This window comes from Cellvibrionales bacterium (genome assembly GCA_016713115.1).
GTDB lineage: Bacteria > Pseudomonadota > Gammaproteobacteria > Pseudomonadales > UBA7239 > UBA7239.
Genome location: JADJPU010000001.1, coordinates 1,940,231 through 1,958,635 on the forward strand (window position 1 = coordinate 1,940,231; position 18,405 = coordinate 1,958,635).

General features: G+C 51.0%; 13 protein-coding genes and 2 pseudogenes. 6 read left to right on the forward strand and 9 right to left on the reverse strand.

The genetic code is table 11. The features are described from left to right. Window positions 1-6: 6 nt before the first annotated feature. Both trxB and IPK30_09595 read right to left on the reverse strand, forming a co-directional pair. A complete protein-coding gene (gene trxB / locus IPK30_09590) occupies window positions 7-960 on the reverse strand; it encodes a thioredoxin-disulfide reductase (GenBank protein ID MBK8103506.1) in 954 nt (317 codons plus the stop codon). A gap of 86 nt (window positions 961-1,046) precedes the next feature. Continuing rightward, entirely contained in the window at window positions 1,047-2,015 is a 969-nt protein-coding gene (locus tag IPK30_09595; protein ID MBK8103507.1) for a diguanylate cyclase response regulator, read from the reverse strand. Window positions 2,016-2,187: 172 nt separating this feature from the next. On the opposite strand from IPK30_09595, the gene IPK30_09600 reads away from it, so the two are divergent. Beyond that, a complete protein-coding gene (locus IPK30_09600; GenBank protein MBK8103508.1) occupies window positions 2,188-3,627 on the forward strand; it encodes a coniferyl aldehyde dehydrogenase in 1,440 nt (479 codons plus the stop codon). Window positions 3,628-3,658: 31 nt separating this feature from the next. Here the strand turns inward: IPK30_09600 and gdhA are convergent, their stop codons facing one another. From gdhA to IPK30_09620, 4 genes are all read right to left on the reverse strand, one after another. Continuing rightward, window positions 3,659-5,026, reverse strand: a complete 1,368-nt coding sequence (gene gdhA / locus IPK30_09605) for an NADP-specific glutamate dehydrogenase (GenBank protein ID MBK8103509.1) — start codon at window positions 5,024-5,026, stop codon at window positions 3,659-3,661. 69 nt (window positions 5,027-5,095) lie between these two features. Next, entirely contained in the window at window positions 5,096-6,697 is a 1,602-nt protein-coding gene (locus IPK30_09610) for an NAD(P)/FAD-dependent oxidoreductase (protein MBK8103510.1), read from the reverse strand. 20 nt (window positions 6,698-6,717) lie between these two features. Then, window positions 6,718-7,053, reverse strand: a complete 336-nt coding sequence (locus IPK30_09615; GenBank protein MBK8103511.1) for a YqcC family protein — start codon at window positions 7,051-7,053, stop codon at window positions 6,718-6,720. Then, window positions 7,010-7,744, reverse strand: coding sequence for a PaaI family thioesterase (locus IPK30_09620; protein MBK8103512.1), 735 nt, complete (start codon window positions 7,742-7,744; stop codon window positions 7,010-7,012). The genes IPK30_09615 and IPK30_09620 overlap by 44 nt, the downstream gene beginning before the upstream one ends. 155 nt (window positions 7,745-7,899) lie before the next feature. On the opposite strand from IPK30_09620, the gene IPK30_09625 reads away from it, so the two are divergent. Further along, window positions 7,900-9,609: a GMC family oxidoreductase N-terminal domain-containing protein gene (locus IPK30_09625; protein MBK8103513.1), complete on the forward strand. Its 1,710-nt coding sequence runs from the start codon at window positions 7,900-7,902 to the stop codon at window positions 9,607-9,609. A gap of 114 nt (window positions 9,610-9,723) precedes the next feature. Here IPK30_09625 and IPK30_09630 read toward each other — a convergent pair whose 3' ends face one another. Together IPK30_09630 and IPK30_09635 are read right to left on the reverse strand one after the other, a co-directional pair. Continuing rightward, a complete protein-coding gene (locus IPK30_09630; protein ID MBK8103514.1) occupies window positions 9,724-10,011 on the reverse strand; it encodes a BrnA antitoxin family protein in 288 nt (95 codons plus the stop codon). Beyond that, a complete protein-coding gene (locus IPK30_09635; GenBank protein MBK8103515.1) occupies window positions 9,998-10,264 on the reverse strand; it encodes a BrnT family toxin in 267 nt (88 codons plus the stop codon). The genes IPK30_09630 and IPK30_09635 overlap by 14 nt, the downstream gene beginning before the upstream one ends. 186 nt (window positions 10,265-10,450) lie before the next feature. On the opposite strand from IPK30_09635, the gene IPK30_09640 reads away from it, so the two are divergent. From IPK30_09640 to hrpA, 4 genes and pseudogenes are all read left to right on the forward strand, one after another. Further along, the gene (locus IPK30_09640) at window positions 10,451-11,857 is read left to right on the forward strand and encodes a thrombospondin type 3 repeat-containing protein (protein MBK8103516.1); all 1,407 of its coding nucleotides are present in this window, start codon (window positions 10,451-10,453) and stop codon (window positions 11,855-11,857) included. 3 nt (window positions 11,858-11,860) lie between these two features. Then, a pseudogene (locus tag IPK30_09645) lies at window positions 11,861-11,986 on the forward strand (thrombospondin type 3 repeat-containing protein). Beyond that, on the forward strand, window positions 11,987-13,342 hold the full coding sequence (locus tag IPK30_09650; GenBank protein MBK8103517.1) for an FG-GAP repeat protein: 1,356 nt from the start codon (window positions 11,987-11,989) through the stop codon (window positions 13,340-13,342). It begins immediately after the preceding pseudogene. A 144-nt stretch (window positions 13,343-13,486) separates the two neighbouring features. Next, window positions 13,487-17,265 (forward strand): annotated as a pseudogene (hrpA, locus tag IPK30_09655) (ATP-dependent RNA helicase HrpA). Here hrpA and dapE read toward each other — a convergent pair. After that, window positions 17,258-18,385 (reverse strand): succinyl-diaminopimelate desuccinylase, encoded by a 1,128-nt coding sequence (dapE, locus tag IPK30_09660; protein ID MBK8103518.1) that lies wholly within the window; start codon window positions 18,383-18,385, stop codon window positions 17,258-17,260. The pseudogene hrpA and the gene dapE sit on opposite strands and share 8 nt — an antisense overlap. Between the last annotated feature and the right edge of the window lie 20 nt (window positions 18,386-18,405).

Consider the following 18,405-nt stretch of genomic DNA (forward strand, 5'->3'; position numbering starts at 1 on the left):
CTGATATTATTTTGATTGCATATCCAGATATTTTTCGGCATCCAGTGCAGCCATACAGCCTGAGCCGGCAGAAGTAATGGCTTGGCGATAAATATGATCGGCCACATCGCCCGCGGCAAAAACGCCTTCGATACTGGTTTGTGTGGCGTTGCCGTTCGAGCCGCCATGTATCTTGATGTAGCCATCGTGCATAGTTAATTGACCGGCAAAAATATCGGTGTTGGGTTTGTGACCAATGGCGATAAACACGCCGCTGAGATCAAGATTTTGTGTGCTGCCATCCTGTGTGTTTTTTACGCGCACACCGGTAACGCCGGTTTTATCGCCCAATACTTCATCCAGCGTGTGATTCCACAGCAGGGTGATGTTGCCGTTGGCGGCCTTATCGAGCAGATGCTGCTGCAGGATTTTCTCCGCTTTCAGTGAATCGCGACGGTGGATCAAGGTGACATGACTCGCGATATTCGACAGGTACAGCGCTTCTTCTACGGCAGTATTGCCGCCACCAATGACGGCGACTTTTTGATCGCGATAGAAAAAGCCGTCGCAAGTAGCACAGGCGGAAACGCCTTGTCCCATGAAGGCTTGCTCAGAGGGCAGGCCTAAATACTGTGCGGATGCGCCGGTGGCGATAATCAATGCGTCGCAGGTGTAAGTGTTGTTGCCCATCAAAGTGAAAGGGCGCTGCTGCAAATTGCATTGGTGGATGTGATCAAAAATGATTTCCGTGGCAAAACGCTCGGCGTGTTGCTGCATGCGTATCATTAAATCAGGGCCCTGCAAGCCGTGCACATCACCGGGCCAGTTGTCCACTTCGGTAGTGGTGGTGAGCTGGCCGCCTTGCTGCATGCCGGTAATCAGCACGGGTTTCAAGTTGGCGCGCGCGGCGTAGATAGCTGCGGTATAGCCGGCAGGGCCGGAGCCGAGAATAATTAATCGGTGGTGTTGTGGCGTGCTCATGGACGCAAAATCTCCAACAGGAATGCGTAATAAAGAGGGGAAATAGCGAGGGTGGTCATGATAGGTGACTGCCTAAAGCGAGGCAATCAGTGGGTGATGCTTTGGTCTTGTAGGTCGCTAGCGTTACAGGATTGTGAGGAGGTATAGGTGTCGCGACCCTTGCAGCGATACATAGCGAGGTCAGCGTTATGCATCAAAGTTTCTGTGGTGGTGCCATTGTCGGGGTAGATGGCCACGCCGATGCTGGCCGTCACTAGCACATTGCCGTTGCCAGTTTGTACGGGTTCACGCAACGATTCAGCCAGGCGTTCCGCCAGCACAGCAGGTTGGCGCGGGTTGATAATTTCAGGTAGTAGGATGGCGAATTCGTCGCCACCGATGCGGCAAGCGGTGTCGGAGTCGCGAATTAGGTTGCACAGTCTTCCCGCCACTTGCTGCAGCAGGGCATCACCGGCGCAATGCCCCAGCGTGTCGTTGATTCGCTTGAACTGGTCGAGATCAAGCATAAGCAAGGCAAATTGGCGACGATAACGACAGGCCTGTGCCAAGCAGGTATTCAATGTTTGATCGAACACACGCCGGTTGTATAAGCCAGTGAGTGCATCGTGTTCGGCCTGGGCTTTGAGAAAAGCCGCTTCCTGTTTAAGTGCTTCTAATTGATGTGCGTGTTGTCGTGCCTGCGCGATGGCACAGAAGAGTGTGCGTGAGTGAATTTCTTCATGTAGCAAATAGGCTTGGGCACCTTCGTCTATGTAGCGCTCGGCTAATGCGTCGTCATTATCGTGACCGACCACGATGACTGCTGGCTTATCTTCAGGAATGCTCTGCACTTGTAGCAACAGATGGCCCGCGTCGCCGTCGTGCCACTGATGCCCTACAAGAATGACATCAAAACAGTGGGTGCTGAGCGCGGCGTACGCGGCTTCTAGGCTGGGGGCTTCTGTGACATAAGTGCTGTGGTTCTGGTCGCGCAGTGCGCGCGCCAAAATCGCACGGTCGAGGGCATTGCCCTCGGCTAGCAAAATCCTTAGAGGATGGCTCGCATCAGTGGTCATAGGGCTGACTCATCGGGTGTGGGCACGGGTCACTTCCTTGATGTATCTCGCAGTTGAAGCCTACGCCTCCCCCCAAAAACCGGCAACAATAGACAAGTCTTTTTACTGATTGTTGTGTGTGTTTTTTGTGGGCATGATGCGACGCAATAGACACAAAAACCGGAGAAAACCCATGGCTAATACCCCGCTGGAGCAACTGCCTATTTTACTGGACCGTCAACGCCGCGCGTTTGAGCGCGAAGCCGTAGTGTCTTTAGAAAATCGAATAAGTCGAATTGATCGCGTTATTGCTTTGCTAGTCGATAACCAACAAATTTTGTGTGAAGCAACTTCGGAAGATTTTGGTCATCGTTCGTCGCACCAAGCGCGCATGGCCGATATTTTTGGTTCACTCAATTCACTGAAATATGCGAAAAAAAATGTAAAGCGTTGGATGAAGCCAGAAAAGCGCCATGTGGATCCGCCGTTAAATTTTCTTGGCGCGAAAGCGGCAATTCACTATCAGCCCAAAGGTGTGGTCGGCGCGATTGCTACATGGAATTTTCCAGTGTGGGTGCCAATGAGCCCCTTGGGTTCTATTTTCGCAGCGGGCAACCGTTGTATGTTGAAATTGTCAGAATTTACGCCGCACACATCGGATTTGTTGCAACAATTGATTGAAAAATATTTTGATCCAGAAGAATTGACTGCAGTGACGGGTGAGCAAGATGTGGGTACTGCTTTTTCGGCACTGCCGTTTGATCACATACTATTCACGGGTGCGACCAGTGTGGGGAAACACATTTTGCGCGCGGCGGCAGATAATTTAGTGCCAGTGACCTTGGAGTTGGGCGGTAAATCCCCTGTAGTGGTTGGGCGCGATGCTGATTTGAAAAAAGCTGCCAAAGCGATTGCGATTGGCAAGGCGCTGAACATGGGGCAGGTGTGCCTCTCGCCGGATTATATTTTAGTGCATCACTTGGCTATGAATGAGTTGATCGCCGAGTTGGAAAATGCGTTTGCCGAATTGTTTCCCACTATTCGTGACAATCCAGATTACACATCTATCATCAATGCGCGCCATCACGCACGCTTGCAAAGTTATATTGATGATGCCAAAGCACAAGAAGGCGAAGTGCGCGTGGTCAATCCTGCCAATGAAAGTTTTGCCATGCAGAAAGATGGCATACACAAAATTCCGCCAACACTCATTGTTGAGCCTAAAGAATCCATGAAAGTCATGCAGGAAGAAATTTTTGGACCTCTATTGCCGATGCGAAGCTATCAGCATATTGATGATGCGATTGACTATATCAATGCACATCCGCGCCCTTTGGCTTTGTATATTTTTTCAGATGATGCGCGCGAGAAGGAGCGGGTGTTGTCGCGCACGATTTCAGGTGGTGTGACGGTGAACGATGTGATCCAGCATGTCAGCTGTGAAGACATGCCGTTTGGTGGTGTTGGTGCCAGTGGTATGGGGAATTATCACGGCATTGAGGGCTTTAAAACTTTTAGTCATGCGCGTTCGGTGTACACGCAATCCAAAATCAACATGATGCAGTTGATGGGGATGAAGCCTCCCTACACTGACAAAGTGAATAAAATTTTGGATGCGATGATTAAAAAATAGGGAGTCAAGAAAGGCGATGGTGTAACAAAAGTTACACCACACCCTGTGCGATCATGGCGTCGGCAACTTTAACAAAGCCAGCGATATTCGCGCCTTTTACATAATTAATTTTTCCATCAGATTCTTCGCCAAAGCGCACGCAGGACGCGTGAATGCTTTGCATAATTTGATGCAGTTTTTCGTCTACCTCTGCGGCTGTCCAATGCAAGCGCATGGCATTTTGCGACATTTCCAAACCAGAAACAGCAACGCCGCCTGCGTTGGCCGCTTTGCCTGGTGCATAGAGAATTTTGGCATTTAAAAAAGTTTCAACGGCATCCAAGTCAGACGGCATATTGGCGCCTTCCGCAACGCAGAAGCAGCCGTTTTTAAGCAGCATGCGCGCATCTTCACCGTTGAGTTCGTTTTGTGTTGCACAGGGCAGTGCGATATCACAAGGAATACTCCAAGGGCGTTGACCTTCTAAATACGGAAGCCAAAATTGTTCGGCTATTTCGCTGATACGGCCGCGTTTTACATCTTTGACATGATGTACCGCTTGATATTGTTCTGGCGTGAGTCCATTGGGAAAATATACCGTTCCACTTGAGTCGGAGAGTGAAACAACTACACCTTCCAACTCCATCACTTTTTCTGCTGCAAATTGCGCAACATTGCCAGAGCCGGATATTGCTACGCGCTTGCCGCGAAAACTTTCATGGCGGCGCTTTAACATTTCTTGTGCGAAGTACACGGTGCCGTAGCCGGTGGCTTCGGGACGAATCAACGATCCACCATAACTTTGTCCTTTGCCAGTCAAAATAGAACTAAACTCATTGGCGAGGCGTTTGTATTGACCAAACATATAGCCAACTTCGCGTGCACCTACGCCGATATCGCCAGCAGGGACATCAAGGTTGTAGCCAATATGTCGATATAACTCCGTCATAAAGCTCTGACAAAAACGCATCACTTCCTGATCAGAGCGACCTTTGGGATCGAAATCTGCACCGCCTTTGCCGCCGCCCATGGGCAGTGTGGTGAGAGAGTTTTTGAACACTTGTTCGAATGCCAAAAATTTCAGCACACTTAAATTAACGGAAGGATGAAAACGAATGCCGCCTTTGTAAGGACCAATGGCTGAATTCATTTGCACGCGATAACCGCGATTGACATGCAGTTTGCCTTTGTCATCGACCCAGGGCACGCGAAACATAATGACGCGCTCTGGCTCCACCATGCGCTCCAAAACACCGGCGGTGAGGTAGTGCGGGTTTTGCTCAAGGAAAGGCCATAGCGTGCGAACCACTTCCTCTACTGATTGGTGAAATTCTGGCTGATGAGGGTCGCGTTGGTGAATATGTGTCAAAAAATTTTCGATGTTGAGGTCGGTTTGCAAAACAGTTTTCCTGTCGTTGATGTGTGGCTGGGTGTTCTCAAGAGAGGGATTCTAGGTGAAATCCCCTAGAAGATACAAAATTAATAGATTTTAGATGAGGCTCAACGCGACAGCTTCTGCCACGCGAATACCGTCTACACCGGCGGAGAGTATGCCGCCCGCGTAGCCCGCGCCTTCGCCCGCAGGAAATAGACCTTTTATATTCAGGCTTTGCAAACTTGTAGGGTCGCGTGTGATGCGCACAGGTGAGGAAGTGCGCGTTTCCACGCCGGTGAGCACGGCATCGGCGAAGGCAAAGCCTTTGATGTTTTTATCGAAGGCGGGCAGGGCTTCGCGAATAGCGCTGATGGCGTAATCGGGCAGTGCGCTGGATAAATCTGTCCATTGCACGCCAGGGCGATACGAAGGAATAACGCTGCCTGCCTCTACAGAAGCTTTGCCTGCCAAAAAATCACCCACGCGCTGCGCAGGTGCAGAATAGTTTTTGCCGCCCAATTCATAAGCGTGCGATTCCCACTGTCTTTGAAAAGCAATGCCCGCCAAGGGATGCGCGTCCGCAAAATCAGCGGGCGTGACATCCACCACAATGCCCGCATTGGCGTTGCGTTCGTTGCGTGAATACTGGCTCATGCCGTTGGTGACGACGCGCTCTGGTTCAGATGCAGCGGCGACTACCGTGCCGCCTGGGCACATGCAAAAACTGTAAACACTGCGGTTATTGCTAGCGTGATGCACCAGTTTGTAATCCGCAGCTCCTAACAAGGGGTGATTGGCAAAATCGCCAAAGCGACATTGATCAATCAAAGATTGCGGATGCTCGATGCGAAAACCGATGGAAAACGGTTTGGCTTCGATATGCACGCCGCGTTGATGCAGCATTTCAAAGGTGTCGCGCGCACTGTGGCCGATAGCGAGCACGACGCGATCGGTTTCAATGGTTTCACCGCTGGCGAGTTGCACGCCGCAAACAGCGCCATCAACAATGTTTATATCCGTCACGCGCTGCTCAAAGCGAATTTCACCGCCGAGTGCTGCAATGGTGGCGCGCATGTTTTCCACCATGCTCACCAATTTGAAGGTGCCGATATGCGGTTTGTTGATGAATAAAATTTCTTCCGGTGCGCCAGCTTTTACAAATTCTTCTAAGACTTTTCTGCCGTGAAAGTGCGGATCTTTTATTTGGCTGTACAGTTTACCGTCAGAAAATGTGCCGGCGCCGCCTTCGCCAAATTGCACATTGGATTCAGGGTTTAATTCGTGTTGTCGCCACAGTTTCCAGGTGTCTTGCGTGCGCTCGCGCACGGCTTTACCGCGTTCCAGAATAATCGGGCGAAAGCCCATTTGTGCCAACAGCAAGCCCGCAAAAATGCCGCAAGGCCCCATGCCGATGACCACCGGGCGATGTTTTAGTGAAGAGGGAGCTTGCGCAACAGGGCGATATGCCATGTCGGGCGTGGCTTTGATATGTGGATGATTCTGGTGTTGTTGTAGCAGTGCAGCAGAGTTTTTGACTTGCACATCAACGATGTAAATAAGCTGGATGTTGCGTTTGCTGCGTGCATCGTAGCTGCGTTTGAATACCGAGAAATCCAGCAAATCTATATCTGCAATGCTCAGCCGTTCAAGAATCGCGGCGCGCAGTGCTTCCGGTGTGTGATCTAAAGGCAGGCGAATTTCTGTGAGGCGTAACATAAAAATCCTGTGGCAAGTGTTTATCTTGCAGAAGAATTATTGATGGTTTCATCAAACTGGCGCAGTGCATTGATTACAGTAATGGCGCGTGTCTCATCTGCCCACACCACTTCCGCCATCGCGGTGATGTTGCACTGCTCTGGTAGCACTTGGCGTGCATCTATCAGTTCTCGCATGCGCGGCAAAAAAATAAATTGCAGCCATTGGTGGAAGTCGAGTGTGTCTACCGCAAACGGTTCGATGCTGGCCAATGCGCTGGTGGGCGGTGTTTCGTTTTGCCAAAAACCACCGCGCCGCAGCTCGCACTCGATATCAATCAGCAGTGAACCGAGAGGGATGTAACGGGTGTCGGTCATCGGAGTTTTCTCCTGTGCCGCGCAGCACATCTTGGCGCAGCATTTCTTCTTCCATGCCAATATTTTTAATCACGGTGTTGATAAACAAACCGCTGGCTTCGGTGACGATTTCGTTATTGGCGTAACACGCGCCTTTGATAAAAATTTTCTTGCCTTCAACTTTGTCGATCCACGCTTCAAAACGCAGCGGCGCGTACAGCGGTGTGGGTTTTTTGTAGTCGACATGCAGCCAAGCGGTGGGGCCGCGTGCGTTGATCAACATATTCGCCAGTGCCATGACATGATCCCAAGTCAGCGCCACCATGCCGCCGTGTACGCAATTCGGAGGGCCTTCGTAGGCATCGCCAAAGGTTACGGTGCCTATGGCTTTTTCTTCGCGCAGCACCATGTGTATGGGGGGCGACAGCGGATTGCAGCGGCCGGCGACGGGACTGTAAGGGCCGGACCAATTCACATCGTCAGGACGAAAATGTTTGTTGTGCGCAGCAATGGGGCGCACGCCGCTGTAGGGCTGCATAGTTGCCGCCATGGATTCTGCGGTATCCGCCAGTTGTGAAAGCGTTTCCAGCGGCGCGTTGAGCTTCACGGTGTGATCGATGAGTTGGCGCAGTGCTTTGGTTAAGCGCACCAATTCCGTTTCTTGTACGGCGGTGAAGTTGGGGTCGCTATCGAAATAATTGGCTATGCCCATGATGGATGCTCCTGAGATGCCTGTGTCTTTCCAGTGTAGTGCGACTAAAGCGCAGGATGATACTGGGAAATATACGGCTAAGCGAAGCGACGATTGCCGAGCTGAGTGCGCTGCGGTTAAATCGCAGCACTTCGTTATCACCTCAGAGAATTGCCATGCTCGATAACCAGTTTGATTACATCATCGTCGGCGCCGGTTCAGCCGGTTGTGTGCTTGCCAATCGCTTGTCACGCAACAGCAATATCCGCGTGTTATTGCTGGAAGCCGGTGGCAAAGATAGCAATCCGTTGATTCACATGCCGATTGGTTTTATCAAACTGATACACGATCCGAAAGACACCAATATTTATTATTCCGAGCCAGAGCCCGGCTGCAATAATCGACCTGTGCATTCGCCGCGCGGTCGCGTTCTGGGTGGATGCAGTTCTATCAACGGCATGGTGTATGTGCGCGGCCAGCGTGAAGATTACGACGAGTGGGCGCAGCAGCCGGGTTGTGCCGGTTGGGATTACGAAACACTGTTACCGTATTGGCGGCGTGGTGAAAACTACGAGTTGGGTGAAGCGAATCGCTATCACGGCAAAGGTGGTGAGTTGAATGTTACGGGCTGTCGCACCGAGTATCCGCAAACCGAAAATTATTTGCGTGCCGTGAAAACACTGGGTATTCCTTTTAACAAAGATTACAACGGTGAAACGCAAGAAGGCGTGGGCTATTTTCAGTTGAATCAAAAAAATGGCAAGCGCTGGAGTTCGGCGGCAGCGTTTTTGAGTAAAGAAGTGCGCGCACGCAAAAATTTGGTGATCGCCACGCAAGCCGTTGCTGCTAAAGTGTTGTTTCACAAAACGCGCGCTATTGGCGTGCACTATTTGGATAAAAACGGTCAGTTGCAAGAAGCGGCGGCGATGCAGGAAGTGATACTCGCAGCCGGTGCGCTCAATTCACCCGCGCTGTTGGAAATGTCTGGCGTTGGACAAAAAGAAGTGTTGCAAGCGCAGGGCATAGAATTGAAACACGAACTGCGCGGCGTGGGTGAAAACTTGCAAGATCACTACCATGTGCAAGTGCAGCACGGTGTGAAAAATCCGCCGACCATTAGTGAAGACGGCAAGTTTCCGCGCATCATCTTGAGTTTATTCCGCTACATTTTTGCCAAGCGCGGCGTGTTGGCATTTCCTGCGGCCAATGTCGTGGCATTTTTTCGCGGTGAGCGCGATGCGCGCCCTAACTTTCAAATTCACTTTACGCCAGGCGCAGGCGGCATGGATGACGCGGGCAACATGGTGCCTTCTGATATTCCTGGCGTAAATTCTACGGTGTGTGTGTTGCGCCCAAAATCGCGCGGCCATGTGCATATTCGCAGCACCGATCCAAAAGCTGCGCCGAAAATTTTGTACAACTATTTAACCGATCAGGACGATTGCGATCGTTTGGTGGAGGGCATCAAGTGGCAGCGCAAGTTTTATGCCGCTGCGCCGTTCGCAGAAATTGCCACGCAAGAAATTATCCCTGGCGCAGCCGTGCAAACCGATGAACAAATTTTGCAGTACGCGCGCGAAAAAGGCGGCAGCGTGTATCACCCGGTTGGCACTTGCAAAATGGGTGCGGCAGATGATGCGCTGGCGGTAGTGGATAACGAACTAAAAGTGCACGGCTTGCACGCGCTGCGTGTGGTGGATGCGTCCATTTTCCCCAATTTAATTTCCGGCAATACCCACGCGCCCGTGGTAGTGGTGGCAGAAAGAGCAGCGGATTTAATTTTGGCAGACCGCGAACAAAACCGCGCCGATGCCTTTGCCGGCTTGCCGCCGAAGGGCATTGATAATGCGTCTGGCGCTGGCAAATGCCCGTTTGGGCATGGTTGAGTTTTTTCTTTAGCCTTTGTCGTTGCGGGTGATAATTTTTTCCGAGCCGTTTTGGATTTCGGCAATCAGATGATCGGATAGGCGCGTCCTAGCTTGGGAAAATGGAACAATCCATCACGCCGGAGAGTGATTTTTCAGCCAGTCCTTCAGGGCAGCGTTCATGCGGGTTTGCCAGCCTTTGCCGCTGGCCTTGAAAGCGGTGATTACATCGGCATCGTAGCGCACAGTAATTGCCTGCTTGGGTGAGATAGCCGGTGGACGCCCCATGCGCATAAACGGTTTGGCTGCTTTCCATTCCTCATCAGAGAAAGGCAAGGCATCGGGATCCGCCATAGCGGCGGCCGTGATAAGGGCATCCTCTTCTTTTGTAGGTAAAACCGTTCCCTGCTTAAGCTTTGGCATATCGTTTCGCCTCTCTGTTGTTGGCTTTGCGCAAGCTAATGATGCGCCGCACACCCTCACGATCTACAAAAACTACCGTATGCAGCCTCAGCCCGATGTAACCAATGGCCAGCACCCTCGGCTCGCCATAGTTCTGGCGAGTGTCGGGAATACAAATGGCTGTGTCCCATTCAAACGCTAGGGCGTCAGTCAATGCTACCCCGTGCTTGGCGAGGTTGCTGGCATCCTTGGCAGCATCAAAAGTCATTTCCATGGACTTATTGTAGTTACACTAAGTTAAGTGGTCAATGCAGAGTCAGCGTAGGTTTCTGAACAAAATTGAAATCTCTCAAAGTTAAATATGTGATACGCATCACAGTATGGGGGGGTAAAACACATACCTTTTGCCGTTGAATGTCAATTTTGATAACAGGGCGAAGGCATGGCAAAGCAGGGAAATATGGACAAGACACTGTATGTAATGCGCAGATGGCTGGCAGCAATTTTGATGGTTATTTTTTCTTCTAGCGCGCTTGCTGCGCCGGGGGATTTGGATGTCGGTTTTGGTGGTACAGGAAAAGTGCTTGTAGCTGGGACAAGCGCTTATGGTGTAAAAGTTATTCAGCAGCTAGATGGCAAGATTGTAGTTTCATCTGAATCGGCGTTGACTCGATTCAACCATGACGGAACATTGGATACCACATTCAGTGGTGATGGAGTGGCTACTGCATCTGGCGGCAGTGTTTTGCTCCAACAGGCTGATGGCAAGTTGCTTACTGCGGGTATCTGGGGTCCTTTGCGGCGCTACACGGCCGATGGCGTTCTCGATTTGACTTTCCCGAATTCGCTCTACACCGTCAGAGGAGGTGTTCTGCAGTCGGATGGCAAAATTGTCATCGCAGGACAAACTATAAATCAATCGGCGTTGACTCGGTTTAACCCAGATGGGGCGTTGGACACTACTTTTGATGATGATGGCGTTGTAACTGCAGATATGGGTGGTGGCGGATCTGAAAGTTTTTCTGCAGTAGCACAGCAAACAGACGGCAAACTAGTTGTGGCAGGTTCTATCTCACCAGGTGGGTCGAGCAATATTTGGTCGGCGGCGCGTTTTAACTCGGATGGATCTCTCGACTCCAGCTTTGGTAAAAAAAATGTATATCCTGTGACGGGGCAGAATACTGCGCTCTCGGTGGTTCAGCAGGCTAACGGCGGGATCTTGGTGGCGGGGGTAGCAAATGCATCCGAGCCTGATCCAACTATGGGCGCGATAATGCGCCTAAAACCATTGGACGGTGCTATTGATACAAGTTTTGGCGCTGGTGGCACTGTAAAAATTTCTTGTATGAGTGTTAGAGACGCTATTGTGCAAAACGATGGAAAGGTGGTTGTAACTGGTTGGTGTGGAAATGATTTTCAATTTAGGCGCTTCAATGATGATGGTTCTGTGGACACTGCAATTGGTGGCGGCACGGGAATTATTACAACTAATCTTTCAGTGGGCACAGATTCTTCACTTTCTGTTGTTCAGCAGCATGATCGTAAATTGGTTTTAGCTGGAACTGTAGGGACAGATAAATTAGGAGTTGCGAGGTACTTGCCAGATTTGGATTCTGATGGTGATGGTATTGATGATCTGACGGATAACTGTCCCCTAGATGCCAATACGGATCAGCTCGACACGGATATTGATGGATTGGGAGATGCTTGTGATGTTGATGATGACAACGATGGCATTCCCGATGTCTCCGATGCCTTCCCACTGGATGCGAACGAAAGCGTAGACACTGATGGTGATGGCACGGGTAACAACGCAGATACCGATGACGACGGTGATAATGTAGTTGACGCCTCAGACAACTGCTAGCTAATTGCGAATGTCGATCAACTTGATACAGACGGCGACAGCCAAGGCAATGTTTGTGATACAGACGATGACAACGATTCTGTTGCCGATGTTTCCGACAACTGCCCACTCATTGCAAACACAAGCCAATTGGATTGGGATGGTGATGGATTAGGCGATAAATGCGATGACCCTGTGCCGTTGCCAGAAGATATTGATGGCGCTGCAAAATCTGACAAGGCTGGTACATCTGTTGCCTTTGCCGGCGATTTCAACGGAGATGGTTACGGCGATTATGTGATCGGTATGCCGGGCTATGATTTGCCTGCGGATAAGGCGCTGAAAATCAAAACGAAAAAAGACATAGGCCGCGCAGTGGTGATCTCCGGTAAAGATAGCGCGGAGCTTGCGGGCGTTGAAGGTGCTGCTGCCAAAGATGCGCTGGGCTTTGCCGTGGCTGGCGGTGCCGATGTCGATAACGACGGTTTTGATGATGTAGTTGTCGGCGCGCCCAATGCTGGAGTCACACACACCGGTACGGTGACAGTGCTTTACGGGCGAGCAAATAACACAAGCCGCAGCCCTGCCACTATCAACGGCACACAAGCCAAATCACAATTTGGCGCAGCGGTGGCACTAGGTAATGTGGACGGCGTGGCTGGTGCAGAGGTGCTGGTGGGCACGCCGAAGGAAGCCAGCGCATCTGGCATCAAACAAGCGGGCAGTGTGAGCGTGTACGCCAGCACCAATCTCAGCCGTTTTAACACCGTGTTCTATGGTGCAACAGCAAATGCTTATGCGGGCACTTCTGTCACAACAGGCAAACTGAATGATGACGGCATTGCCATCATCATCGTCGCACCGAATGACAGTGTTGATGCCTTAAAAAATAGTGGCAGCGTTAAAGCGTATTTACTGGCAAATCCAGCAGATCCGTTCTTCACAAAAAGCGGCGCGAAAGGTTCGCAGTTTGGTAGATCCATTGCGATAGGTGATGTGAATAATGATGGCTACAAGGATGTGCTTGTTGGTGCGCCATTGGATGATGATTTGGATAACGCGCACAAAGATGCTGGCAGTATCAGTGTGTTCTCCGGCATTAGCGGCACAGAACTCACGCCGAAAAAATACGGCACGAACGCCAAAGCGCAACTCGGCTACAGCGTGGCGCTCGGTGATGTGAATAATGATGGTAAAGCGGATTTGATTGCTGGCGCCTGGAAAGACAACAAACCCACCAGCAACCCGAAAAAGCCCATCAAAATGGCGGGCAGTGTTGTTGTATTCAGTGGCAATGGTTACGCCCAAATCGGAACAACAAAATATGGCGATGTGACGAAAGATTATTTCGGCGCAGTCATAAGTGCTGGTGACATCAACGGTGATGGCAAAGTTGACATCATCATCGGCATTCCTGGCTTTGATTTGCCTGTCGCCGTGAATGGCAAAACCAAACTGCTGAAAGATGCGGGCAAAGTAACCGTGGTGAACGGTGTGGAGTTTTAATCGCAGGGGCGCGATGATTCATTCATAGCGCCAAGGTGGCGCTCCTACGGTGTTGTGCGTTGATCTGTAGGAGCGGCACTTTGCCGCGATAAACAGAAGTCTCGGCGCTGTTTGATCAGGAGAGGGCAGGTACAATGCCCAGCCATGCTTCCCCGTGTAATTAATTACCCACCTGAACTTCCCGTTGTTGCGCGTCGTGAGGAAATCGCGGCGCTGATTGCTGCGCACCAAGTGGTGATTGTTGCCGGTGAAACTGGCTCCGGCAAAACCACGCAACTGCCAAAAATTTGTTTGGAATTGTTGTTTCACAAACAAATGGGTCGCGGTGAGAACGGGTTAATTGGTCACACGCAGCCGCGTCGTTTGGCGGCGCGCACGGTGGCGACGCGCATTGCACAAGAGCTGAATGAACCGCTGGGGCAGACGGTGGGCTGCCAAGTGCGCTTTCACGATGACAGCAGTGACAACACGCGCATCAAATTGATGACTGACGGTATTTTGCTGGCGGAAATTCAGCGCGATCGCCTACTAAAAAAATACGATGTGTTGATTATTGATGAGGCGCACGAGCGTTCGCTGAACATTGATTTTTTGTTGGGCTATATCAAACGCATACTGCCGCAGCGTCCTGATCTGAAAATTATTATTACTTCAGCGACGATTGATGTGCAGCGCTTTTCACAGCACTTTAACAACGCGCCGACAATTACAGTAGAAGGGCGAACTTTCCCTGTTGAGATTGCCTATTTGCCGCCAGATGAAATGTTGGGCAAGCCGGAAGATGCCGGTGAAGTGCTGGAACAAGCGCTGGAGTATTTATTCGAGCAGGAAAAACAGCGCACGGTGCGCGGCGGCGATGTGTTGGTGTTTCTCAGCGGCGAGCGCGATATATTGGAAGCCGCACAGTATTTGCGCAAACAAAAAACATACAACAAGCATTTGTTGCACTGCGATATTGTTCCGCTGTATGCGCGACTCACTTTAAAAGAGCAGCAAAAAATCTTCGCGCCTAACACGGGGCGGCGCATTGTGCTTTCCACCAATGTGGCAGAAACCTCGCTCACTGTGCCCGGCATTCGCTATGTGGTGGATTTTGGTAAAGCGCGTGTGAGCCGTTACAGCCATCGCACGCGGGTACAGCGTTTGCCGATAGAAAATATCGCGCAGGCCAGCGCTAATCAACGCGCCGGACGCTGCGGGCGTTTGGAGGCCGGCATCTGTGTGCGTTTGTACAGCGAGATGGATTTTTTAGCGCGCCCTGCATTTACCGATCCAGAAATTCGGCGCACTAATTTGGCATCCGTAATTTTGCAAATGCTGTTGTTGCGTTTGGGGCAGGTAGTGGATTTTCCGTTTTTGGAGCCGCCAGAGCTGCGCCACATCAATGAAGGCTACAACTTGCTGGCATAATTGCAGGCGGTGGATGAGCAGCGGCGCATTACTGCGCGCGGGCGACAAATGGCGGCGCTACCGGTGGATCCGCGTTTGGCCGCCATCTTGCTGGCGGCACGCGAAAAACACTGTTTGCACGAGGCTTTGGTCATTGTCAGCGCCCTGAGTGTGCAGGATCCGCGCGAGCGTCCGGCAGAGAAAAAACAGCAGTCGGATGAAAAGCATAAACAGTGGGCGGATGAGCGCTCGGACTTCGTCAGTTTTCTCAATTTATGGAATGCTTTTGAAGTGCAGAGGCAGGCGCTCACGAAAAATGCGCTGCGAAAATTTTGTGAAGTGAATTTTTGTCGTGGCAGCGTATGCGCGAATGGCGCGATATCCATCATCAATTACACATTGCTTGCCAGCAGTTGGGTTGGAAAATCAATAGTGATACAGAAAACACAACAACACTAAAGCCAGCTTTGTACGCCAGTTTGCATCAGGCCTTGTTGGTGGGTTTGTTGTCCAATATCGCGCAGCGGCAAGAAGAAAAAGAATACCTCGGCTGTCGCCAACGCAAGCTGCGGATTTTTCCCGGCTCCGCGCAAGCGAAGAAAACACCGCGCTGGTTGCTGGCAGCCAATTTAATGGAAACCTCGCAGTTGTTTGCGCATTGCGTGGCCATGATAGAGCCGCAGTGGGTGGTGCCAGCGGCGCGACATTTAATTCAACGCGATTATTTTGAACCATTTTGGGATGTGCAGCGCGGTATGCCGATGATTCACCAGCGCAGCAGCCTGTACGGTTTGGTGTTGGTAGAAAAACAAAAGGTGTTTTTTGGTGATATTGATGTCGCCGCGGCGCGTGAGTTGCTGATTCGTGAAGCACTGGTGGCAGGGCATTATCGCGGTCGTCATCGTTTTATCGAAAAAAATCAGCACTTGATTGCCAATGTGGAAGAGATGGAGGCAAAAATTCGCCGCCGCGATTTATTGGTGGATGACAATGCCTTGTTTGCCTTTTATGCCGCCAAGATTCCGGCGGATATTGTTACCACGCGACAACTGGATGATTGGTATAAAACAGAAAGCCAGAAAAATACGGCGTTATTGCTGCTGACCGAAGCGGATATCTTGCTGAAAGACGTTGGCGAGGAAACCGTGCAGCAGTTTCCAGATCATCTTGACTGCAATGGCAATGCTTTGAAGTTGGTTTACAGTTTTGATCCTGGACATGAGCAGGATGGCGTATCCCTGCAAGTGCCTTTGGCGCTGTTGAACCAAATGCCGGTCGCGCGTTTAACTTGGCTGGTGCCAGGATTGTTGGCGGATAAAGTGCAGGCCTTGTTGCGCGCCTTGCCAAAAATGTTGCGCAAAACTTTAGTTCCATTGCCTAGCACTGCAGAGCGTTTAGTGGCTTTGTTGTCGCAAACAGCGCCAGCGCCGGATGAAACCTTGGCGCAGGCATTGGCAAAATTATTGCTGCGTTTTTATTCTTTGAAAGTAGGCGAAACAGAGTTGGATGAAATGGCTTTGGAGCCGTTTTATCGTATGAATGTGCAAGTGTTGGGCGAAGGCAATGCTGTGTTGGCGCAGGGTAGAAATTTAGCCATGCTGCAAGCGCAGTTTTCGGAGCAAGCGCGCGAGATTGTGCAAGCCATCGTGCAGCAAGCGGGCAGTGCAAACTTTTTACAGCGCGGGCTGCGCAGTTGGACATTTCCTGAACTACCTGCGGTGTTGCCGCAACAACGCGGTGCAATACAGGTGATGGCGTACCCTGCTTTGCAGGATGATGGCGACAGTGTGTCCATCACTTTGTATGACACACCAGAGTGGGCCGAGCGTGAACACCGTCGCGGTTTGGTGCGGCTGGCTGGTTTTGCATTGCCGCAGCAAGTGAAGTATTTGCAGAAAGAGTGTTTGCGCGACAACCGCGTGCGCTTGGCATTAACGGCAGTGGGTGTGTCTGGCAATGTGATGCAAGATTTGATTGACTGCTGCATTGCGGCGGTATTTTTTGCGCATAGTGATTTGCCGCGCACGCAGGCGAACTTTGAAAATCGATTGGCTGCGCAGAAAGCAGAATTGGTGGCGTTTGCACAAAAAATGGATGCAGTAATTGCCAAAGCGGTAATAGCAACACAGCTTATTCAGCAGCAATTGGATGCACTAAAAGCACCGGAGGCCAAAATCACCGTGCAGGATATGCGCTCGCAGTTAGCTGCGCTGTGGCACCCGCATTTTTTGCAAGAAGCGCCAGCAGAGCAGGTTTTACAGTATGGTCGTTATGTGGAGGCTTTACAGAAGCGTTTGGAGCGATTGCGTGGCGGCGTGCCGCGCGATCAACAAGCAGTCGCGCAGTTGCAGAAATATTGGCAGCCTGTGTGTGAATGGCAGCAGAAAAAAACGCTTGCAGAGTGGACGGATGCACAGCGCGAGTTGCGCTGGTTGCTGGAGGAGTGGCGCATTGCCCTGTTTGCGCAACCCATGAAAACACGCGAGCCAGTTTCAGAAAAAAAAGTGGCGGAGTTGTTTAGATCAATCAAGTAAGCAGTTTTTGTAAAATCTTTTCGTAGATCGACGATAGCTGCTCTAATTCTTCGATATGTGTGTTTTCGTCAATCTTATGAATGGTGGCATTGACAGGCCCCAGCTCCACTACTTGTGCGCCGGTGGGTGCAATAAAACGCCCGTCTGATGTGCCGCCTGCGGTAGAGAGTTCTGTGGCTATGCCTGTCACTGCATGTATAGCGGCAACGGCGGCATCAACCAGTGCGCCGCGTGAAGTGAGAAAAGGTTGGCCACTTAAACTCCAATCCAAACTGTATTGCAGATTGTGTTTTTGCAGGATTTTTTCGGTGCGTTCACGCAATTGTTGTTCCGTCACTTCTGTCGAAAAACGAAAATTAAATAAGACTTCTAAAGTGCCTGGGATGACATTGGTAGTGCCGGTTCCTGCATGGATGTTTGAAATTTGGAAACTGGTAGCAGGGAAGAAATCATTGCCGTTGTCCCATATTTCATTCGCCAATTCTGCTAGTGCCGGTGCAGCATCGTGAATAGGGTTGCGCGCTAAGTGCGGGTAGGCGACATGTCCTTGCACGCCTTTTACCAGCAGTTTTGCGCCCAGTGAGCCGCGCCGTCCGTTTTTAATCACATCGCCCGTTGTTTTGGTGCTGGAAGGTTCACCCACCAAGCACCAGTCAATCAAAGTGTTTTCTTGTTGCAATTGCGCAACTACTTTTACTGTGCCGTCTACCGCAACACCTTCTTCATCGCTAGTGATTAAAAACGCAATGCGGCCTTTGTGGTTTGGATGTGCTGTAACAAAACGCTCGCAGGCCGTTACCATCGCGGCCAAGCTGCCTTTCATATCGGCTGCGCCGCGTCCGTATAAATAACCGTCTTTTATCGTCGCTTTGAATGGGGCGCTGTGCCAGTGATTTTCATCGCCGCTAGGTACCACATCGGTGTGACCGGCAAAACAAAACAGTGCACCTTCCGAGCCGCGCACAGCCCAAAAGTTTTTTACATCACCAAAGGGCATTTCACGACACACAAAACCAAGAGCAGACAAACGCTGCATCATGATCTGCTGACAATCGGCGTCGTGCGGCGTTACCGATGGCTGCTCGATCAGTTGGCAGGTGAGTGCGAGTGTAGGTGTCATGGCGGTCATGTGTCGTTTCT

What these genes read in the sequence shown, in the direction of transcription:
- IPK30_09620 (MBK8103512.1), bottom strand. Translation starts at nt 7,744, where the DNA reads ATGGGCATAGCCAATTATTTCGATAGCGACCCCAACTTCACCGCCGTA.
- IPK30_09610 (MBK8103510.1), bottom strand. Translation starts at nt 6,697, where the DNA reads ATGTTACGCCTCACAGAAATTCGCCTGCCTTTAGATCACACACCGGAA.
- IPK30_09595 (MBK8103507.1), bottom strand. Translation starts at nt 2,015, where the DNA reads ATGACCACTGATGCGAGCCATCCTCTAAGGATTTTGCTAGCCGAGGGC.
- IPK30_09640 (MBK8103516.1), top strand. Translation starts at nt 10,451, where the DNA reads ATGGACAAGACACTGTATGTAATGCGCAGATGGCTGGCAGCAATTTTG.
- IPK30_09635 (MBK8103515.1), bottom strand. Translation starts at nt 10,264, where the DNA reads ATGGAAATGACTTTTGATGCTGCCAAGGATGCCAGCAACCTCGCCAAG.
- IPK30_09625 (MBK8103513.1), top strand. Translation starts at nt 7,900, where the DNA reads ATGCTCGATAACCAGTTTGATTACATCATCGTCGGCGCCGGTTCAGCC.
- trxB (MBK8103506.1), bottom strand. Translation starts at nt 960, where the DNA reads ATGAGCACGCCACAACACCACCGATTAATTATTCTCGGCTCCGGCCCT.
- IPK30_09630 (MBK8103514.1), bottom strand. Translation starts at nt 10,011, where the DNA reads ATGCCAAAGCTTAAGCAGGGAACGGTTTTACCTACAAAAGAAGAGGAT.
- IPK30_09615 (MBK8103511.1), bottom strand. Translation starts at nt 7,053, where the DNA reads ATGACCGACACCCGTTACATCCCTCTCGGTTCACTGCTGATTGATATC.
- IPK30_09600 (MBK8103508.1), top strand. Translation starts at nt 2,188, where the DNA reads ATGGCTAATACCCCGCTGGAGCAACTGCCTATTTTACTGGACCGTCAA.
- dapE (MBK8103518.1), bottom strand. Translation starts at nt 18,385, where the DNA reads ATGACACCTACACTCGCACTCACCTGCCAACTGATCGAGCAGCCATCG.